We start from the raw sequence: 17,503 nt of genomic DNA, 5'->3' as shown, positions 1-17,503 counted from the left end.
GTTAGCCCCACTGCGTCGTGTTGACCGGCTCCGGGGCGAATTCGAAGTCGCCGTCGGTCGAGGCGGACAGGTCGCGCCAGGCGTTCAGCTCGGCCTGCAGGCTGTCGATCTTGCCCTGCACCATGCCGATGGCGTCCGTGCCGGCGGCCCAGCGGGTCGGCGGTTCCGGCGTTTCGGCGAGGGCGACCAACGCCTGGCCCAGCTTCGCCGGATCGCCGGCCTGATTGTGGCTGCGGCCGTCGTAGAAGGCCTTCAGGGCGGCGGCGGCCTCGGCGTAGTCGGGGATGGCCTGCGAGCCGTGGCGGACCGAGCTCGGCTCGAGGAAGTCGGTGCGGAAGAAGCCGGGCTCGACCACGGTGGCGTGGATGCCGAAGCGGCGGACCTCGGCGGCGAGGGATTCGGTGAAGCCCTCGACGGCGAATTTCGAGGTGCAGTACAGCGTCCCGCTCTCGCCGCCGACGATGCCGCCGACCGAGGAGACGTTGAAGATGCGGCCCGAGCGCTGCGCCCGCATGGCCGGCAGGACGGCGCGGGTGACGTGCATCAGGCCGAAGACATTGGTGTCGAACTGGGCCTGGACGTCCGCGGCCGTCGACTCCTCGAACATCGACAGATGGCCGTAGCCGGCGTTGTTGACCAGCACGTCGATGCGGCCGAAGCGGGCCAGGGCGGCCTCGACGGCGTCCTGCACCGCGTCCGGGCGGGTGACGTCGAGGGCCACGGACAGCAGGGTGTCGCTGTCGGGGCCGAAGGTCTCCGTCAGGGCTTCGCGGCGGCGGGCGGTGGCGACGACGCGGTCGCCGGCGTCGAGGGCGGCGCGGACGATGGCGGCGCCGAGGCCGCGCGAGGCGCCGGTGACGAACCAGGTTTTGGGGGTGGGGGCGGTCATGGCAGGCTCCTTGGATCGGGAGCCCCGTTATGCGCCGCCGCGCCCGATTGGCCGTAGATCGATCGCGCCAGACTCTTGCACGATCCCACCAAGGTGATCGGCGCAGCGGACCGGTCGCTTGCGTTTGAGCGCGGTCAGGGCTTGGGTGGGGCCATGAACGGATTGCACGAACTCGCCGCCCTGGTGCGGCGGCATCTCGGGGAGCCCTGGCCGGAAGGTGTCGGGCCCGTGCTCCTGCCCGGCCTGCAGCTGATCGGCAGCACGACCGTCACCGAGGCGCAGCAGCTGGTCTATGAGCCGATGCTCTGCATCATTCTGGAGGGCGCCAAGAACACCACCCTGGGGGCCGAGACCCATGCCTATCGCGCGGGCCAGTATCTGGTGGTGTCGGCCGATCTGCCGGTCAGTGGCCAGGTGATCGAAGCGCCCTATCTGGCGGTCGGCATACCGCTGGACCCGGCGATGATCGCCGAGCTGCTGGCGGAGACCGGGGGCGCCGCGCCCGAGACGGCGCCGGTGCGGGCGCTGGCGGTCAGCGACATGGACGCGGACCTGATCGATACGGTGACGCGGCTGGTGCGGCTGGCGGACCGGCCGAACGAGGCGGCGGTGCTGGCGCCGATGATCCGGCGCGAGCTGATGTGGCGGCTGTTGACCGGCGAGCGGGCCGACATGATGCGGCAGATCGGATCGGCGGGCGGGCGGCTGGAGCAGGTGCGCCGGGCCATCCGCTGGCTGCGCCGGCACTATGCCGAGCCGATGCGGGTCGAACGGCTGGCCGAGGTGGCGGGGATGAGCGAGACGTCGCTGCATCGCCATTTCAAGGCGGTCACGGCGATGAGCCCGCTGCAGTACCAGAAGCAGGTGCGGCTGCAGGAGGCGCGCAACCTGCTGCTCAGCCGGCGCCGGGACATGGCGGCGATCGGCTTCGCCGTCGGGTATGACAGTCCGTCCCAGTTCAGCCGCGAATACAGCCGTCTGTTCGGCCAGCCGCCGGGCCGGGATCTTGAGCGGCTGCGGGCCGATCCGTCGCTGGCGGTGGCGATCTAGCGGCGGTGGCCGACCGGGCGGCGACGCAGGCGCGCCCAGACGATCGTGGCGAGGCTCGCGCCCAGCAGGCCGGCGCCGAGACCGTCCCAAAGGCCGTCAGCCAGCAGGGCTCCGACGAGGCCGATCAGGCTGAGCGCCGCCAGCGCCAAGGGCGCGCCGAAGATGGCGGCGAGGGAGAAGCTGCCGCGCATCAGGCCGCGCGCCGCTTCTTGGTCAGCCACAGATAGAGGCCCGAACCGAGGATGAGGATGGTCGCGAGGTCCAGCAGGGCCCAGACGATCTTGAGCGGCAGGCCGCCGTAGTCGCCGAAGTGCAGCGGTTGCGACAGCGACAGGGCCTTCACATACCAGGGCGACTCGGCCACCGCCGCCAGTTCGCCGGTGCGCACGTCGATCAGGGCCGGGGTGGTCAGGTGGGTCGTCAGCGGCGTGTCGCCGTGGAAGAAGACGGCGTAGTGGTGGTCGGTCGAGAACTGGGTGCCGGGGAAGGCGACGAACTGCAGGGTGCGGCCGGGCAGGGCGGCCTTGGCCCGCTCGACGGCGGCGTCCAGCGAGGCCCATTCGCCGGGGGCGGCGGGCGCCGCATGGGCGGCGGTCAGATCGGCGAGGGCCGTGTCCTTCCAGTAGGCGAGGATCGGCGTGGCCAAGGTGTTGACCACCCCGGTCGCGCCGACGACCAGCACCCAGGCCACGGTGACGATCCCCAGCAGATTATGCCAGTCCAGCCAGCGGGTGCGGGCCGCCTTCTCGAGCCGCAGCGTGCCGAACGGCAGCCGCCGCATGAAGGGGGCGTAGAGCACGACGCCTGACACCACCGCCACGATCAGCAGCAGCCCCATGGCGCCGAGGAACAGCATGCCGCCGAGGCCGAGGAACAGGTCGGTGTGAAGCTGCAGCAGGAACTCCAGCACCGGGTGCCCGGCGACCGGCGGGGCCGGATCGCCGCTGGTCCGGTCGATCGGCTGGAAATTGTACTGGCCGGCCGGGGCGTCGGGGGCGCGGGTGGTGACGTTCACCACCGGCCGGTCCTCGTCGAATGACATGAAGGCGGGGACATCGCCGGGATGGCGCGACAGGGCCGTGGCGAGGACCTGATCGAGGTTCAGGGTCTCGCCGTCGGGATTGGCCGGGGCCCAGGCTTCGTCGAGCAGGACGTGTTCCAGCTCATGGGTGAACACCAGCGGCAGGCCGGTGAGGCACAGCATCAGCAGGAAGATGGTCGAGACGAGGCTCGACCATTTATGGACCCACGACCAGACGCGGAGGGTGCGGGTCTTCATCCGGTTCAGAAGTCCGTCGAGACCGACAGGCGGAAGGTGCGCGGCGCGCCCAGCGTCAGATAGTTGGCTCCCGGATAGCCGCCGACCGCGACCCAGTGATCCTCGTCGGCAAGGTTCTCGACGCGGGCGCGCAGGGTGACCGGGCGGCCGCCGATGTCGGCGGCGTAGCGGACGCCCGCGTCGAACCGGGTCCAGCTGTCCAGCTCGGCCGCATTGGCGGCGTCGACCGGCTGTTCGCCGGTATGGACCGCCCGGCCCTCGAGGGTCAGGCCGGCCAGCTGCGGCACGTCCCATTCGACATTGACGTTGCCCTGCAGTTCAGGCGTGCCGATGGGGCGGTTTCCGTCCAAGGTTCCGCCCGCCGTGCGGGTCAGTTCGGCATCCAGCCAGGTCCAGCCGCCGAGCACGCGCAGGCCGTCGCGCGGCTCGCCGAAGAAGGCGATCTCCAGGCCGGTGTTCTCCTGCTCGCCATTGGCGGCGAAGACGCCGTTCTCGACATAGGCGCTGGCCAGGGTGGAGCGGAACAGGCTGACGCTGCCGCCGAAGCGGCCGGTGTCATACTTCATGCCGACCTCGACCTGCTCGCCCTGGAATGGGTCCAGCGCCTCGCCGGCGTTGGAGACGGGCGCGCCGCCGCTCAGGGCCGGGGCGATCTGGCCGGGGATCAGGGCCTCGGCGTAGTTGGCGTAGAACGAAATCTGCTCGACTGGCTTGTAAACGACGGCGAAGACCGGCGTGACCGCATCGCCCTCGTAGGCCGAGAGCGGTGCGCCGGTGTTGTAGTCGTAGGTCCGGGTCTCGATCTCCTGATAGCGGACGCCGGCGGTGACCAGCAGCTGGCCGTCCATGAAGGACATCATGTCGGCGAGGGCGAGGCTGGCGTTGTCGACGCGCTCGGTCACGTTCGGAGCCGAGAGATCGCCGCCGATGAAGAAGTCAGGCGTCGGCGGCGCGACCATGACCGGGGCGTACAGGTCGCTGGCGAAGCCGACGAAGTCGGAGAAGGCGTAGGCGTTGCGAGACTTCGACTGGACCTGCGAGGCCGAGGCGACGATCCGGTGGTCGATGGAGCCGATGGTCAGCTCGGCGCGGACGCCCACGTCGCCCGACCACACAGTGTCCTCACGGGTGTTGTCGAAGCGGTAGGCGCTGAGGGTTCCGTCCGGCTGGGCCGTCGGATTGGCCAGCACATTGGCTTCCTCGCCCTGGCGTCCGCCGACGGCCGCCCAGGCGGACACGGTGTCGCTCAGGTCGAACTCGCCGCGGGCGACGCCGAACAGCTGTTGCTCATCCGTATAGGTCCACGGCTGGGCGAAATTGGTTTCGGCCGAGGGGGCGGCGGGGACGGCGCCCGCCGGCGTCACGGTCGGACGCGGGGCGTCGATGTGGTGGTCCTGATACCCGATGTCGGCGGAGAAGCGGGCGCGGTCGCCGCGGCGGTCCAGGCCGAGGCCGATGGCGGTCAGCTGGCGGTCCTCGCCCTCGACGCCGGCCTCGCCGTCACGGCGGGCGATGTTGAGACGGCCGCCCCAGGCGTTGTCGGCGCCGAACCGCCGGGCCAGATCGGCGGCCAGATACAGTTCGCTCTCGCCGTCGAGGCCGGCCGTCAGCCGGTTCAGGTCGCGGTCGGGCGCGCGCTTGGGTGTCAGATTGAAGGCCCCGCCGACGCCGCTGCCGCCCGGGGCCGCGCCGTTCAGGAAGGCGGTGGCGCCGTGGAAGACCTCGACCCGCTCGAGGAATTCCGCCGCCACGAACTGGCGCGGCAGGATGCCGTACAGGCCGTTGTAGGTCATGTCGTCGGAGTACACCGGGAAGCCGCGGATGACGTACAGCTCCTGGAAATTGCCGAAGCCCTTGGACACCCGCACGGCCGGATCGTTCTGCAGCACGTCGCCGACGCTGCGGGCCTGCTGGTTGCGGACCAGTTCCTCGGTGTAGCTGGTCGAGGCGAAGGGCGTGTCCATGGTGTTCATCGCGCCGAACAGGCCGACCCGGCCGCCGCGCGCGACCTGGCCGCCGGCATAGGGCGAGGTCAGGGCGACCTGCGAACCGGTGACGATGACCTCGTCCAGATCGGTCGTGTCGGCGTCCTGGGCCATGGCGGGGGCGGTCAGAAGGGCGGCGCACCAGGAGGCGAGCAGGAGGGACCGGAACATGGGGGAGGCGCTTTCAGAGAATGAGAACGCGTCGCAATATACGACGACGGCCACGCCTTCAAGCCGGGTGCGACCGAAGTCGCGCCGGGTTGTGAAAATGCCGCGGCCGGAACTTTTCCCCGACCGTTCCGATACGCGCCGGCCGCGTTTTGCGGCTAGGCTCGCCCCATGACCGAACCGCGCCGTCTTCCGCTTGAAACCTGGGGCCGTCACTGGCTGGGGCGGCTGCAGATCCGGGCCGACCAGCGAGCCTGGAGCCGGTATGGCTTCGAGTTCCTGATGTTCGGAATCAAGCAAGGCTGGGCCTGCCTGTTCGGCGCGTCGATGCTGGCGCTGCTGATCGGAACCCGGCTGTGGTGGCCGGAACAGGCGCCGATCGCGCGCTACGACTTCCTCGTGCTGGGGGCGGTGGCGATCCAGGCGGCGATGCTGGCGTTGAAGCTGGAGAGCTGGGAGGAGGCGAGGGTGATCCTCGTCTTCCACGTCGTCGGCACGATCATGGAGTTGTTCAAGACCGCCGCCGGGTCATGGCTCTATCCCGAGCCGTCGCTGTTGCGGATCGGCGATGTGCCGCTGTTCTCGGGCTTCATGTATGCGGCGGTGGGCAGCTATATCGCGCGCATCTGGCGCATCTTCGACATCCGCTTTCGCCACTATCCGCCGCTGTGGACGACGTGGGGGCTGGCGGCGGCCATTTACGTTAACTTCTTCGCCCATCACTGGCTACCGGACGTCCGGCTGGGATTGTTCGCCCTGACGGCGGTGCTGTTCGGGCGCGGCTGGTTCTATTTCACTCCGGACCGGAGGCGGCGGTCGATGCCGTTCCTGCTGGGGTTCTTCCTCGTGGCCCTGTTCATCTGGTTCGCCGAGAACCTCGGCACCTGGGCCCAGGCCTGGGTCTATCCGGGGCAGGAGGACGGCTGGGAGCCGGTGTCGCTGGCCAAGCTGGGGAGCTGGTTCCTGCTGATGATGATCAGCGTGGTGCTGGTGTCGCTGGTGCATCGGCCGGAGGCGGAGCCCTAGCGTTCGTCATCCCGTGGCGAGCCTAGCGAGACCGCGGGACCCGGCGGCGCGCGAGAGCGCGAAGCTGTCGAGCGCACGGCTGTATCCGGCATTTCGCCTCCGCTACGCTTCGGCGCCGCCCGGTCCCGGCTTTCGCCGGGATGACGAAAGAAGAAATGTCGATGACCACCACCACAACCGACGTCGTCATCCTCGGCGGGGGCCACAACGGCCTCGTCTGCGCCTTCTACCTGGCGAAGGCCGGGCTGAAGGTGACGGTGCTGGAGCGGCGGCGCGTCGTCGGCGGGGCGGCGGTGACCGAGGAGTTTCATCCGGGGTTCCGCAACTCCACGGCCAGCTACACCGTCAGCCTGCTCAATCCAAAGGTCATCGCCGACATGGCGCTCGCCCGGCACGGGCTGACGGTGGTCGAGCGCAAGGCGTCCAACTTTCTGCCGTTCGACGACGGGCGCTATCTGCTGGCCGGCGAGGGGCGGACGCAGGCGGAGGTGGCGAAATTCTCGCCGCGGGATGCGGCGCGGTTGCCGGAGTACGAGCGGCGGCTGGAGGTCGTGGCCGGGGTGCTGCGCGACTGGATCCTGAGGGCGCCGCCCAATGTGGTCGAGGGCGGCTGGATGGCCATGCTGCCGGAGCTGCTGAAGGGCGCGTCGCTGGGGCGGCAGGCGGCGGGGCTGGACACGCAGGGTCGGCGCGACCTGCTGGACCTGTTCGCCAAATCGGCCGGCGACTGGCTGGACGGCTGGTTCGAGAGCGATCCGGTCAAGGCCCTGTTCGGCTTCGACAGCGTCGTCGGCAACTACGCCAGCCCCTACACGCCGGGCTCGGCCTATGTGCTGCTGCACCACGTGTTCGGCGAGGTGAACGGGAAGAAGGGCGTCTGGGGCCACGCCATCGGCGGCATGGGGGCGATCACCCAGGCCATGGCCGCCGCCTGCGCCGCGGTCGGGGTCGAGGTGCGGCTGGAGGCGCCGGTCGCCGAAGTGCTGACGGAGAAGGGCCGGGCGGTCGGGGCAGTGACCGAAGCCGGCGACGTGGTGCAGGCCCGGGCCGTGGTCTCGAACCTGCATCCCCGGCTGTTGTTCGATCGGTTCGTCGATGACGCCGTGGTGCCGGCCGACTTCCGCGAGCGGATCGGAAACTACCAGTCGGGGTCGGGCACCTTCCGCATGAATGTGGCGCTGTCGGAACTGCCGGACTTCACGGCCCTGCCGGGGAGCGGCGACCATCTGACGGCTGGCATCATCATCGCCCCGTCGCTGGGATACATGGACCGGGCCCATGCCGAGGCGCGGCTGAACGGATGGTCGTCAAAGCCGATCGTCGAGATGCTGATCCCCTCGACCCTCGACGACAGCCTGGTGCCGCCGGGACAGCATGTCGCCAGCCTGTTCTGCCAACACGTCTCGCCCAATCTGGCGGATACAGACCGCGACACGGTGGCCGATCTGATGATCGACACGGTCGACGCCCATGCGCCAGGCTTCAAGGCCTCGGTGGTGGGGCGGCTGGCGCTGGGGCCGCGCGATCTGGAGCGGCGCTTCGGACTTGTGGGCGGCGACATTTTCCACGGCCGGCTGTCGCTGGACCAGCTGTTCAGCGCCCGGCCGGTGCTGGGCCACGCCGATCATCGGATGCCGGTTCCGGGACTGTACCTGTGCGGCTCGGGGGCCCATCCGGGCGGCGGGGTCACCGGGGCGCCGGGTCATAACGCGGCGCGGGCGGTGGTGAAGGATCTGGGACGGTAGGGCTCAGGCAGCAGGCAGCAGGCAGAAGGCAGCAGGCAGCAGGTAGAGGTCTGCCCCCAACATGCGCCGCTACCGCGAGATTCGCCGCACTTGTTGCCTGCTGCCTGCTGCCTGCCGCCTCGTTTCAGACGTCCGCCAGACCCATCGCCGTCATCAGCGCGTCGCGCACGGCGGCTTCGGTGAAGGGCTTCTGCAGGGTCGGCTGGCCGCGCCACTCGTCGGGCAGGCCGCCTTCGCCATAGCCGGTCGAGAAGACGAACGGCACGCCACGCGCCTTCAGCGCCTCGGCGACCGGGAAGACCTGGCGGCCGGCGACGTTGACGTCGAGCAGGGCCGCGTCGATCGCTGCGGGATCGGCGACCAGCTCGAGACCCTCGTCCACGGTCGCCGCCGGACCGACCGGTTCGCAGCCCATGTCCTCGAGAATGGTCTCCAGCAACATGGCGACAAGGGATTCGTCCTCGACGATGAGAACGCGACGGCCTGCAAACGCCTGGCTCATTGGCCCTGCTCCCTGTCCAGTGGAATTGAAAATGTCGCTGTGAATCCGCTGTCTGCGTAGTCGAGTTCGACCTCGCCGGCCAGATCATGGCGAACATTGCGTTCGATCAGTCGACTGCCGAAACCCTTCCGGCCGGGCGGCGTGACCGAGGGGCCGCCGACCTCGCGCCAGACGAGCTGGAGCCGGGGGCGGGTCTGGTCGGCCAGCGCCCAGTCGACGAGGACGCGTCCGTCCGGCGCGGACAGCGCCCCATATTTGGCGGCGTTGGTGGCCAGTTCGTGGAAGATCATGCCCAGCGACAGCGCCGCGGCGGGCGGCAGGGCGACGTGCGGGCCGTTGACCGAGACCCGGGTGCTGCCGTGCGCCTCGGTCTCGTGCTGCAGGATGGCGTCGAGGTCGGCCCCTTCCCAGTGGCTGCGGGTCAGCAGGTCGTGGGTGTGGGACAGGGCCAGCAGGCGGGCCTGGAAGCCCGCGGCGAAGGTGTGGGGATCGCCATGCGAACGGGCGGTTTGCATGGCGATCGACTGGACCGTGGCGAGGGTGTTCTTCACCCGGTGGTTCAGCTCGTCGATCATCAGCTTCTGTCGATCGGTCGAGCGGACCGTTTCGGTCACGTCGTAGCCCTGAACGAAGATGCCGGCCACGGCGCCGGTCGCGTCGCGGATCGGCTGATAGATGAAGTTCAGATATACGGTTTCCAGCGACGAGCCCGGCTTGCGCTGCAGCTGCAGCTCGCTGGCGCGGCCCTGGTGCGGCTCGCCGGTGGCGTAGACGCTGTCCAGAAACTCCCAATAACCCTGGCTGACGACCTCGGGCAGCGCCTCGCGCACGGGCTTGCCGGAGATGTCCCGGTGCCCGATCAGCTGGGCATAGGCGGCGTTGTGCATCTGGAAGACGTGGTCGGGCCCCGACAGGACGGCGACGAAACCGGGGGCCTGCATGAACATGTCCATCAGGCGATTACGCTCGGTCTCAAGGCGGCGATTGGCCTCCTGCACCTGTTCGGCGCGACCGAGGACGGCGCCGCCCAGCATGACGTCGATGGCGCTGGCGCTCTCCGGCGCGCGGCTGCGCTCGCGCAGCCGCTGCAGTTCGCTGATGTCGGTGGTGTGCTGAAGGATGAACCTCACCTTGCCGGCGTCATCGAGTATCGGCGTGTGGGTGGCGCTCCAGTAGCGGTCCTCGAATACCTTGCTTCCGTCCTCGAGGGGCCGGGGGATACGGAATTTGACGAGCGGCAGGTGGTCGCGCTGGCGGCTGTCGCGGGCGCGCTCCAGCGACGCCCGGACTTGGCGTACGTTCTCGGGCGCCTCGTCGCCGGGCCCCGAGTCGAACGCCGAAAACAGCGGTTCGCCGATAATGGCGGCGCGAGTACTGTTGGTGACGTCCAGGTAGGCCTGGTTGACCCCGGCGATGCGGAGCTCCGGCGTGAGCAGCACATAAGGATTCGGCGAGGCGTCGAACGCACTCGCCAGTTCGACCGCCAGGCCGCCTGATTTCGCCAGTTCCTTCAAACCCGTCCCCGCCCGTGCGCATCGAACCAACGCCGTGATCGCTTATCGGTTCACGCGTCGGGCGTGTCTCAGGCATTTTGCTGTTTGAGCCAAGGGGGCGGGCTCCGCTAGGCTGGGGCCATGTCCATGGTTTCCTTTCTGACGGCGGCGCTTCTGATGACCTCAACGGCGAGCCCCGCGGATCCCGGACCCCGGGCCACGGTGGAGCAAGGCGTACTGGTCGGGCGCGAGGCGGTCGGCGTGCGCAGCTTCAAGGGCGTGCCCTATGCCCGGCCGCCGGTGGGCGAACTGCGCTGGCGGGCCCCGCGGCCGGCGGAGCCATGGACCGGAGAGCGGGACGCGGGACAGGTGGGAGCGATCTGCATCCAGCCGCCGGCCAATGGCGACAACGGCGTCGGGCCCCTGCCGATGAGCGAGGACTGTCTGACGCTGAACGTCTGGGCGCCGGCGGAGCGTGAAGGACCGCTGCCGGTGATGGTCTGGATCCATGGCGGCGGGCTGAACAACGGCTCGGGCACGGCGGCGCTGTACGATGGGACCAACCTGGCGAAGCGCGGCGTGATGGTGGTGACGATCAACTACCGGCTGGGCCGGCTGGGGTTCTTCGACCATCCGGCGCTGGCGGCGGAGCGGGCAGGGGGCGAGCCGGCGGCCAACTACGGGCTGATGGATGTGATCGCGGCGCTGCGGTGGGTGCGCGACAATGCAGCGGCGCTGGGGGGCGATCCCGGCAAGGTGACGATCTTCGGCGAGTCGGCCGGCGGGGCGCTGGTGACGCGGTTGATGATCTCCGAGCCGGCGGAGGGCCTGTTCCACCGGGCCGTGGTGCAATCGGGCCTCGGCCGTGACGAGGGGACGCCGCTGGACCGGCCGAGACGCGACGGCGGCGCTTCGATGCAGGCGAGGGGCGTCGCGTTCGCGCAAGGCCTGGGGCTGGCAACGGCGACCGCCGAACAGCTGCGCAATATACCGGCCGAAGCCCTGTTGAAGCCGGCCCCGAACTTCTATGGCGGCGACCTGTTGATCGCGGACGGTCGCTATGTGGGGCAGGATGTCGAGCCCGCCTTCGCGGCCGGGCTGGAAGCGCCCGTGCCGCTGATCATCGGCACGAACAGCGCCGAATTCTGGTGGATGAAGCCGTCGGACCTGAGCCCCTACGGCGCGCTGGACGACGCCATGACGGCGGCGGAACGCGCGGCTTTCGAGGCGGCCTATGGCGGGCAGGACGGCGATGACCAGTTCGTGGTCAGCGATCTGGTGTTCAACGAGCCGGCGCGGCATCTGGCGCGGCTGCATGCACGCAACGGCCATCCGACGTATCTGTACCGGTTCGACGTGGTCTCGGCCGCGATGCCCGAGCCCCACGCCGGGGCGACCCATGCGTCGGAGCGTCAGTACGTCTTCGACACCCTGACGGCCTCGCCATGGCCGACGGCGGAGATGGACCAGCGGCAGGCCGACGCCATGGCCGGCTACTGGACCCGGTTCGCCCGGGCCGGCGATCCGAACGGCGGCCTGCGTCAGGCGTGGCCCGAGTTCGGAGCCGAGCCCGACCGGCTGCTGGAGTTCACAAATGAGGGACCGGTGGCGAAGGCGATTCCGTTCGCCGAACGGCTGGATCTGATCGAGGCCTATTATTCGCGGGTGCGCTGACGCCTCAGAGTACGGCGCCGTTGGACTTGATCACGTCGGCGTAGAGCAGCCCCGAATCCTTGATGGTCCGCTCCTGGGTCAGGAAATTCACATGGGTGATGCCGAACCGCTTGGAATAGCCGAGCGACCATTCGAGGTTGTCGAGCAGCGACCAGGCCATATAGCCGCGGACATCGACGCCCTTGCCGATGGCGTCGTGCAGCGCCTTGAGGTGGTTCTTCAGATAGTCGACACGCATCGGGTCGTGGATGCGGCCGTCGATGGCGTGGGGCGGGTCGTACCAAGCCGAGCCGTTCTCGGTGACCATCAGCGGCAGGCCGTTGGTCTGTTCGTGCAGCCAGACGAGCGTATCGGTCAGGGCCGGGGGATAGACCTCCCAGCCGGTCTCGGTGTGGGCGTGCTGGATCTGTTTGACCGGGCGTGAGCGGGTCGGCCAGGCGTCGGGCGCATTCTCGGGCACGGAGCGGGTGTACCAGTTCAGGCCCATCCAGTCGGTCGGCTGGGCGATCAGGTCGAAGTCTTCCTGCGGGAACTCGCGGTAGGCCTCGCCATAGACATCCTTCAGCTCTTCCGGATAGCCGCGGCCCATCAGCGGATCAAGGAACCAGCGATTCATCTGGGCGTCGGCGCGCCTGCGGGCGGCCTCGTCCTCGGGCCTGTCCGAGGCGGGGTATTTGGGCTCGATATTGAGGACGATGCCGATCTGGCCCATCTCGTCCCTTGGGCCGATCTCGCGGAACCGCTTCACCGCCGCGCCGTGGGCGCGCAGGACGTTGTGGCCGGCGATCATCGCCTCAAAGGCCGAGCGGTGGCCGGGGGCGAGGGCGCCATGCAGATAGCCGCCGTCGACGATGACCCAGGGCTCGTTGATCGTGCCCCAGGTCTTCACCCGGCCCCTAAACCGCTCGAACAGGACCTGGCCGTAGTCGGCGAACCAGTCGGCGATGTCGGGGTTGAGCCAGCCGCCGCGATCGTCCAGCGCCGCCGGCAGGTCCCAGTGATACAGGGTGCACAGCGGCTCGATCCCGGCCTCGATCAGGCCGTCGATCAGGTCATCGTAGAACTTCAGCCCGGCCTCGTTCAGGCGGCCCGTCCCGTCGGGCATGACCCGGCTCCAGCTGACCGAGAATCGGTAGGCCTTGAGGTTGAGCCGCTTCATCACCGCGATGTCCTCGCGCCAGCGATTGTAGTGGTCGCAGGCCACGTCGCCGGTGTCGCCGTCCTTCATGTTTCCGGGCGTGTGGCTGAAGCGATCCCAGATCGAGGCTCCCGCGCCATCGGCCATGGACGAGCCTTCAATCTGATAGGCGGCGGTCGCGGCGCCCCATAGGAAACCCTCTGGAAACAGATAGTCGCCGGTGTTGTCCAAAGTCATGGGTAAGGCTCTTGAAACGCGGTGGGGAGGCGGTGAACGGCGGGCCCAGCAACGGCGGCTCCGCGTGGAACCGCGTGAACACAACCGTACTGTGTCCAGACTAGGGCACTTGCGGCGGCCATGGCTAGTGTGTCATGTAATCGGTTACACGGAATTCATCGAACGGACCCGCGCGAAGCGGGCCGGTATCGCGGACTGGTCAGGGAGGACGGTTTTGGCGCCTGGTGCGACCCCGAAAACGCGCGCGGAATCCCGGTCATGAAGGCCGCGACCATCCGTGATGTGGCGGAACGGGCCGATGTGTCCGTCGCCTCGGTGTCCCGTGTCCTGACCGGCGCCGGCCCGGTCGCCGAGGTCACCCGCGCCAGGGTGATGGAGGCGGTAGAGGCGCTGCAATATGTGCCCCACTCCGGCGCCCGCAGCCTGTCGACCAGCAAGACCCAGACGATCGGCGTCATCCTGCCGGACCTGTATGGCGAGTTCTTCTCCGAACTGATCCGCGGCATGGATGTGGCGGCGCGGGCGCTGGGCTATCACCTGATCGTGTCCAGCTCGCATGACGACGCGGCGGAGGCGTCGGCCGCCATCCGTTCGATGCGCGGCCGGGTGGACGGGCTGATCGTGCTGTCGCCGCACCTCGACGCCGCCAACCTGGCTGCGGGCCTGGCCGGACGCCTGCCCATCCTGCTGATGAACGGCGGGGACGGGGACGGACGTCCCTCGATCGTCGTCGACAACCACGGCGGCGCGGTCCAGGCCGTCGAGCATCTGGTCGCCACCGGCCGCCGCCGCATCGCCCATATCTCGGGCCCGACCGGCAACCTCGAGGCCGAGACCCGCCTGACCGGCTATCTGGAGGCCATGGCGCGGGCCGGACTGCCGACCACGGTGGTCGAGGGCGCCTTCGATCAGGCCTCGGGCCATCGCGCCGGGGCCGAGCTGGTCGCCGGGGGCGAACGTCCGGACGCCATCTTCGCCGGCAACGACATGATGGCCGTCGGCGCCATGCTGGCCCTGCAGGACGCCGGCATCGGCGTCCCGGAGGACGTGGCCGTGGTCGGCTTCGACGATGTGCCGATCGCCGGCCTGATGCGGCCGGGCCTGACCACGCTTCGCATCCAGATCGCGGAAACCGGACGGCGCGCGCTTGAGCGCCTCGTCCGTCTCATCAACGCGGCGGGCGAGGCCGTCGCCGACACCGCCTGCGAGGTCGTCCGGCCTGAACTGGTTGTACGCCCCTCAAGCCACCCGCCGACCCACGTCCAATCCACATCCGGCGGCCGCCCTCGCGCCACCGCCGACCTGCCAACCCTGAAGGGGGAGAACCCGCAATGACCCGTAAGTCCAAGCACTATCTGGGGGCTGTATCCGCCCTCGCGGTCGCCGTTTCGCTGGCCGCCGCCGGCGGCGCAGCGGCGCAGACGTCCACGGCGACGCTGCGCGGCGTGGTGACTGACAGCGGAGCCGCGGAAGGCGCCGCCCAGATCACCGCGCGCGAAACCAGTACGGGGTTCGTCAGCCGCACGACCGCGACCTCGAGCGGCGCCTATGCGCTGCCGAACCTGCGCCCGGGCACATACGAGATCACCGCGCAGACCGCCGACGGGCAGACGTCGAGCCAGATCGTGACCTTGCAGGTCGGCCAGCAGGCCTACCTGCCCTTCGAGGTCGCCGACGCCGGCGCCGACGGCTCCGCCGTCGAGCTGGACGAGGTGGTGGTCACGGGGTCGCGCAACGCCGTCGAGGTTCGCACGTCCGAGATCGCCACCCAGGTCACGACGCAGCAGATCGAAACCCTGCCGCAGGGCAACCGGAACTTCCTCAACTTCGCGGCTCTGGCCCCCGGCATCCGTCTGAACCCCGACGAATTCCGCCGCGACTTCGCGGCGGGCGGCAACACCGGCGGCAGCCTGGGGTCCAGCCAGGTCAACGTCTTCATCGATGGCGTCAGCCTGAAGTCGAACGTCAACCAGGGCGGCCTGGTTGGCCAGGACTCCAGCCGCGGCAACCCGTTCAGCCAGCTGGCCCTGCAGGAATTCCGCGTTTCGACGTCGAACTTCAAGGCCGAGTACGAAAACGCCGGAACGGCGATCGTCACCGCCGTGACCCGCTCCGGGACCAACGAGTTTGCCGGCGAGATCTTCGGCTTCTACCAGGACGACAGCTTCACAACCCGGAACTTCTTCCAGGAACGCGATGACCAGGAGGTCGCGGACCTTGAGCGGCGTCAGTACGGCGCCTCCATCGGCGGCCCGATCATCAAGGATCGCCTGCACTTCTTCGCGGCCTATGAGGTCAACGATCAGGTCCGCAGCAACCAGGTCACGGCCGGCGGCGATGCGACCCAGCGCGCCACCCTGCCGGCGCGGGTCGATCTCGCCAGCTACGAAGGCAGCTTCGCCAGCCCGTTCCGTCAGGATATCTACTTCGGCAAGCTGACCTTCCGGGCCAACGACAACTCGACCTTCGACCTTCAGGCCAGCTATCGCGAGGAGGACGACGTTCGCAGCTTCGGCGGCCAGACCTCGTTCGAACGCGCAGAGCAGGTGATCAACGAGGTTCTCAGCGTCAAGGGCCAGTGGGATTTCCAGGGCCCCGGCTTCTTCAACGAACTGTCCGTCGACTATCGCGACTCCTCGTTCCGCCCCGAACAGCTGAACCCCGACCTGATCGGGGAGAATTTCTTTGGGATCATTGAAATCGGCGGCCGCCCGACCGCGCAGGAGGTCGAGGAGACGATCCTGACGGTCCGCAACAATGTCACGCTCGATCCGTTCGAAATGCGCGGCTCGCACCTGGTCAAGTTCGGGGGCAAGGTGGCGTTTGCCGACTTCACCGTGTTCAACGGACAGAACACCAATCCGATCTTCAACTATCGTCTCAGCCCCTCGGAAGGGGACGACTACAGCACGCCGTTCGAAGCCTTCTACGGCATCGGTGCGCCGACCGTGACCGCCGAGAACACACAGATCGGCCTGTTCCTTCAGGACGACTGGGAGGTCAACGAGCATCTGACGTTCAACCTCGGCGTCCGCTGGGACTATGAGACCAACGCCAACAACAAGGACTTCGTCACGCCGGCCGCGGCCGTCACCGCGCTTCGGGCCGCCGAGGCGACTATTGTGGGGCAGGGAGGTACGTTCGACGCGGACAACTACATCTCGACCGGCGATAACCGCGACGCATTCAAGGGCGCCATCGCGCCGCGCTTCGGCTTCTCGTACGATGTCTTCGCCGATCAGCGCACGGTGGTCTTCGGCGGCGCCGGCCGGTTCTATGACCGGACTCTGTTCCGCAACGCGGCTGAGGAAAGTCTCTTCCGCCAGTTCGTGAACCGCCAGTTCCGCTTCTCGCAGGATGGGTTGCCGGACACGGCGGGAAATCCGACGATCGTCTGGAACGAGTCGTACCGAAGCAAGGCCGGACTGGACGGGCTGATCGCTTCGGGCCTCGCGCCCGAGGGCCAGCTGAGAGTCATTCCGAACGATCTGGAGCCGCCGCACACCGACCAGTTCTCCATCGGCCTGCGTCAGCGTCTGGGCGACTGGAACACCTCGGTTTCGATCGTGCGTCAGCTCGGCAAGAAGGAGATCGCCTACTATCCGATCAACCGGAACGTGGCTCTCAGCCCGACCGGGCGGCTGGAGTCCTTCGCGGTTCCCGGCTTCGCCGTCATCGTGGCCGCCGAGAACAATCGCGAGACGCGCTTCACCGGCATCTATGTCACGGCCGACAAGCCCTATACGCGCGACAGCGGCTGGGGCGTGACCTTCGCCTACACGGGCGCTGATTCCGAGAGCAACCGGAACGAGTTCAACTTCGACTTCCCCCGCACCGGCGATGGGCGCTTCGTGCCCAACGGCGGCGACATCGAGCATCAGATCGTCGCCACCGGCATCCTCGACCTGCCGATGCAATTCCAGCTGTCGGGCCTGCTGACCCTGACCAGTGGAAACTGCTTCAACGTCGATGATTTCAGCCGGATCGATGAAGGCCCCGAGTTCTTCCAGAACTTCCGTCAGGGTTGCTTCGGCCAGCCGGAGCGGTCCAGCTTCATCATCCCCGACGCCTTCGCCTACCGGTCGCTGGACCTGCGTCTGACCAAGACGATCGATGTGGGCGTCGGCGAGCTGCAGCTGATCGGCGAGGTGTTCAACGTGTTCAACTTCGACAACTTCGGCGGCTTCGACGGTTTCGTTCCGGAGACGGGCACGAACGCCAACTTCGGCAGGCCCGGGAGCATCGTGGGCAATCCGCGAACCTTCCAGATCGGAGCGCGGTACCGCTTCTAAACATCGCGCGAGCCTCTCGGCCGCC

Annotated in this window: 13 protein-coding genes; 6 read left to right on the top strand and 7 right to left on the bottom strand. The window is 68.5% G+C overall.

Translation table 11 applies throughout. The annotated features are described in order from the left end of the window. Position 1: 1 nt before the first annotated feature. On the bottom strand, positions 2–889 hold the full coding sequence (locus ACK4JY_RS03085) for an oxidoreductase (RefSeq protein WP_409602742.1): 888 nt from the start codon (positions 887–889) through the stop codon (positions 2–4). A gap of 153 nt (positions 890–1,042) precedes the next feature. Between ACK4JY_RS03085 and ACK4JY_RS03080 the strand changes: the two genes are divergently transcribed. After that, the gene (locus ACK4JY_RS03080) at positions 1,043–1,939 is read left to right on the top strand and encodes an AraC family transcriptional regulator N-terminal domain-containing protein (protein ID WP_409602741.1); all 897 of its coding nucleotides are present in this window, start codon (positions 1,043–1,045) and stop codon (positions 1,937–1,939) included. On the opposite strand, the gene ACK4JY_RS03075 is transcribed toward ACK4JY_RS03080, so the two are convergent. The 3 genes from ACK4JY_RS03075 to ACK4JY_RS03065 are packed head-to-tail and all read right to left on the bottom strand — an operon-like array spanning position 1,936 to position 5,374. Beyond that, a complete protein-coding gene (locus tag ACK4JY_RS03075; RefSeq protein WP_409602740.1) occupies positions 1,936–2,160 on the bottom strand; it encodes a hypothetical protein in 225 nt (74 codons plus the stop codon). The two genes, ACK4JY_RS03080 and ACK4JY_RS03075, sit on opposite strands and share 4 nt — an antisense overlap. Next, positions 2,130–3,314, bottom strand: coding sequence for a PepSY-associated TM helix domain-containing protein (locus tag ACK4JY_RS03070; protein ID WP_409602893.1), 1,185 nt, complete (start codon positions 3,312–3,314; stop codon positions 2,130–2,132). Before ACK4JY_RS03070 ends, ACK4JY_RS03075 begins: the two co-directional genes overlap by 31 nt. Continuing rightward, entirely contained in the window at positions 3,224–5,374 is a 2,151-nt protein-coding gene (locus ACK4JY_RS03065) for a TonB-dependent receptor (RefSeq protein WP_409602739.1), read from the bottom strand. The genes ACK4JY_RS03070 and ACK4JY_RS03065 overlap by 91 nt, the downstream gene beginning before the upstream one ends. A 168-nt stretch (positions 5,375–5,542) precedes the next feature. Between ACK4JY_RS03065 and ACK4JY_RS03060 the strand changes: the two genes are divergently transcribed. Further along, positions 5,543–6,397 carry a DUF817 domain-containing protein gene (locus tag ACK4JY_RS03060; RefSeq protein WP_409602738.1) on the top strand — a complete coding sequence of 285 codons (855 nt, stop codon included), beginning with the start codon at positions 5,543–5,545 and terminating at the stop codon, positions 6,395–6,397. Positions 6,398–6,558: 161 nt separating this feature from the next. Continuing rightward, the gene (locus ACK4JY_RS03055; protein ID WP_409602737.1) at positions 6,559–8,142 is read left to right on the top strand and encodes a phytoene desaturase family protein; all 1,584 of its coding nucleotides are present in this window, start codon (positions 6,559–6,561) and stop codon (positions 8,140–8,142) included. Positions 8,143–8,266: 124 nt separating this feature from the next. Here the strand turns inward: ACK4JY_RS03055 and ACK4JY_RS03050 are convergent, their stop codons facing one another. Continuing rightward, on the bottom strand, positions 8,267–8,644 hold the full coding sequence (locus tag ACK4JY_RS03050) for a response regulator (RefSeq protein WP_409602736.1): 378 nt from the start codon (positions 8,642–8,644) through the stop codon (positions 8,267–8,269). Continuing rightward, on the bottom strand, positions 8,641–10,158 hold the full coding sequence (locus ACK4JY_RS03045) for a sensor histidine kinase (RefSeq protein ID WP_409602735.1): 1,518 nt from the start codon (positions 10,156–10,158) through the stop codon (positions 8,641–8,643). The genes ACK4JY_RS03050 and ACK4JY_RS03045 overlap by 4 nt, the downstream gene beginning before the upstream one ends. Positions 10,159–10,278: 120 nt before the next feature. Between ACK4JY_RS03045 and ACK4JY_RS03040 the strand changes: the two genes are divergently transcribed. After that, positions 10,279–11,811 carry a carboxylesterase/lipase family protein gene (locus ACK4JY_RS03040; RefSeq protein WP_409602734.1) on the top strand — a complete coding sequence of 511 codons (1,533 nt, stop codon included), beginning with the start codon at positions 10,279–10,281 and terminating at the stop codon, positions 11,809–11,811. Between the two features lie 4 nt (positions 11,812–11,815). Here the strand turns inward: ACK4JY_RS03040 and ACK4JY_RS03035 are convergent, their stop codons facing one another. After that, positions 11,816–13,186, bottom strand: coding sequence for a GH1 family beta-glucosidase (locus tag ACK4JY_RS03035; RefSeq protein WP_409602733.1), 1,371 nt, complete (start codon positions 13,184–13,186; stop codon positions 11,816–11,818). Positions 13,187–13,444: 258 nt separating this feature from the next. On the opposite strand from ACK4JY_RS03035, the gene ACK4JY_RS03030 reads away from it, so the two are divergent. Both ACK4JY_RS03030 and ACK4JY_RS03025 read left to right on the top strand, forming a co-directional pair. Then, entirely contained in the window at positions 13,445–14,521 is a 1,077-nt protein-coding gene (locus ACK4JY_RS03030; protein WP_409602732.1) for a LacI family DNA-binding transcriptional regulator, read from the top strand. After that, a complete protein-coding gene (locus ACK4JY_RS03025) occupies positions 14,518–17,478 on the top strand; it encodes a TonB-dependent receptor domain-containing protein (RefSeq protein WP_409602731.1) in 2,961 nt (986 codons plus the stop codon). Before ACK4JY_RS03030 ends, ACK4JY_RS03025 begins: the two co-directional genes overlap by 4 nt. Positions 17,479–17,503: the final 25 nt, after the last annotated feature.

This window comes from Brevundimonas sp., assembly GCF_046295595.1.
Classification (GTDB): Bacteria; Pseudomonadota; Alphaproteobacteria; order Caulobacterales; family Caulobacteraceae; genus Brevundimonas.
This window is presented reverse-complemented; position numbering and strand designations above follow the sequence as displayed.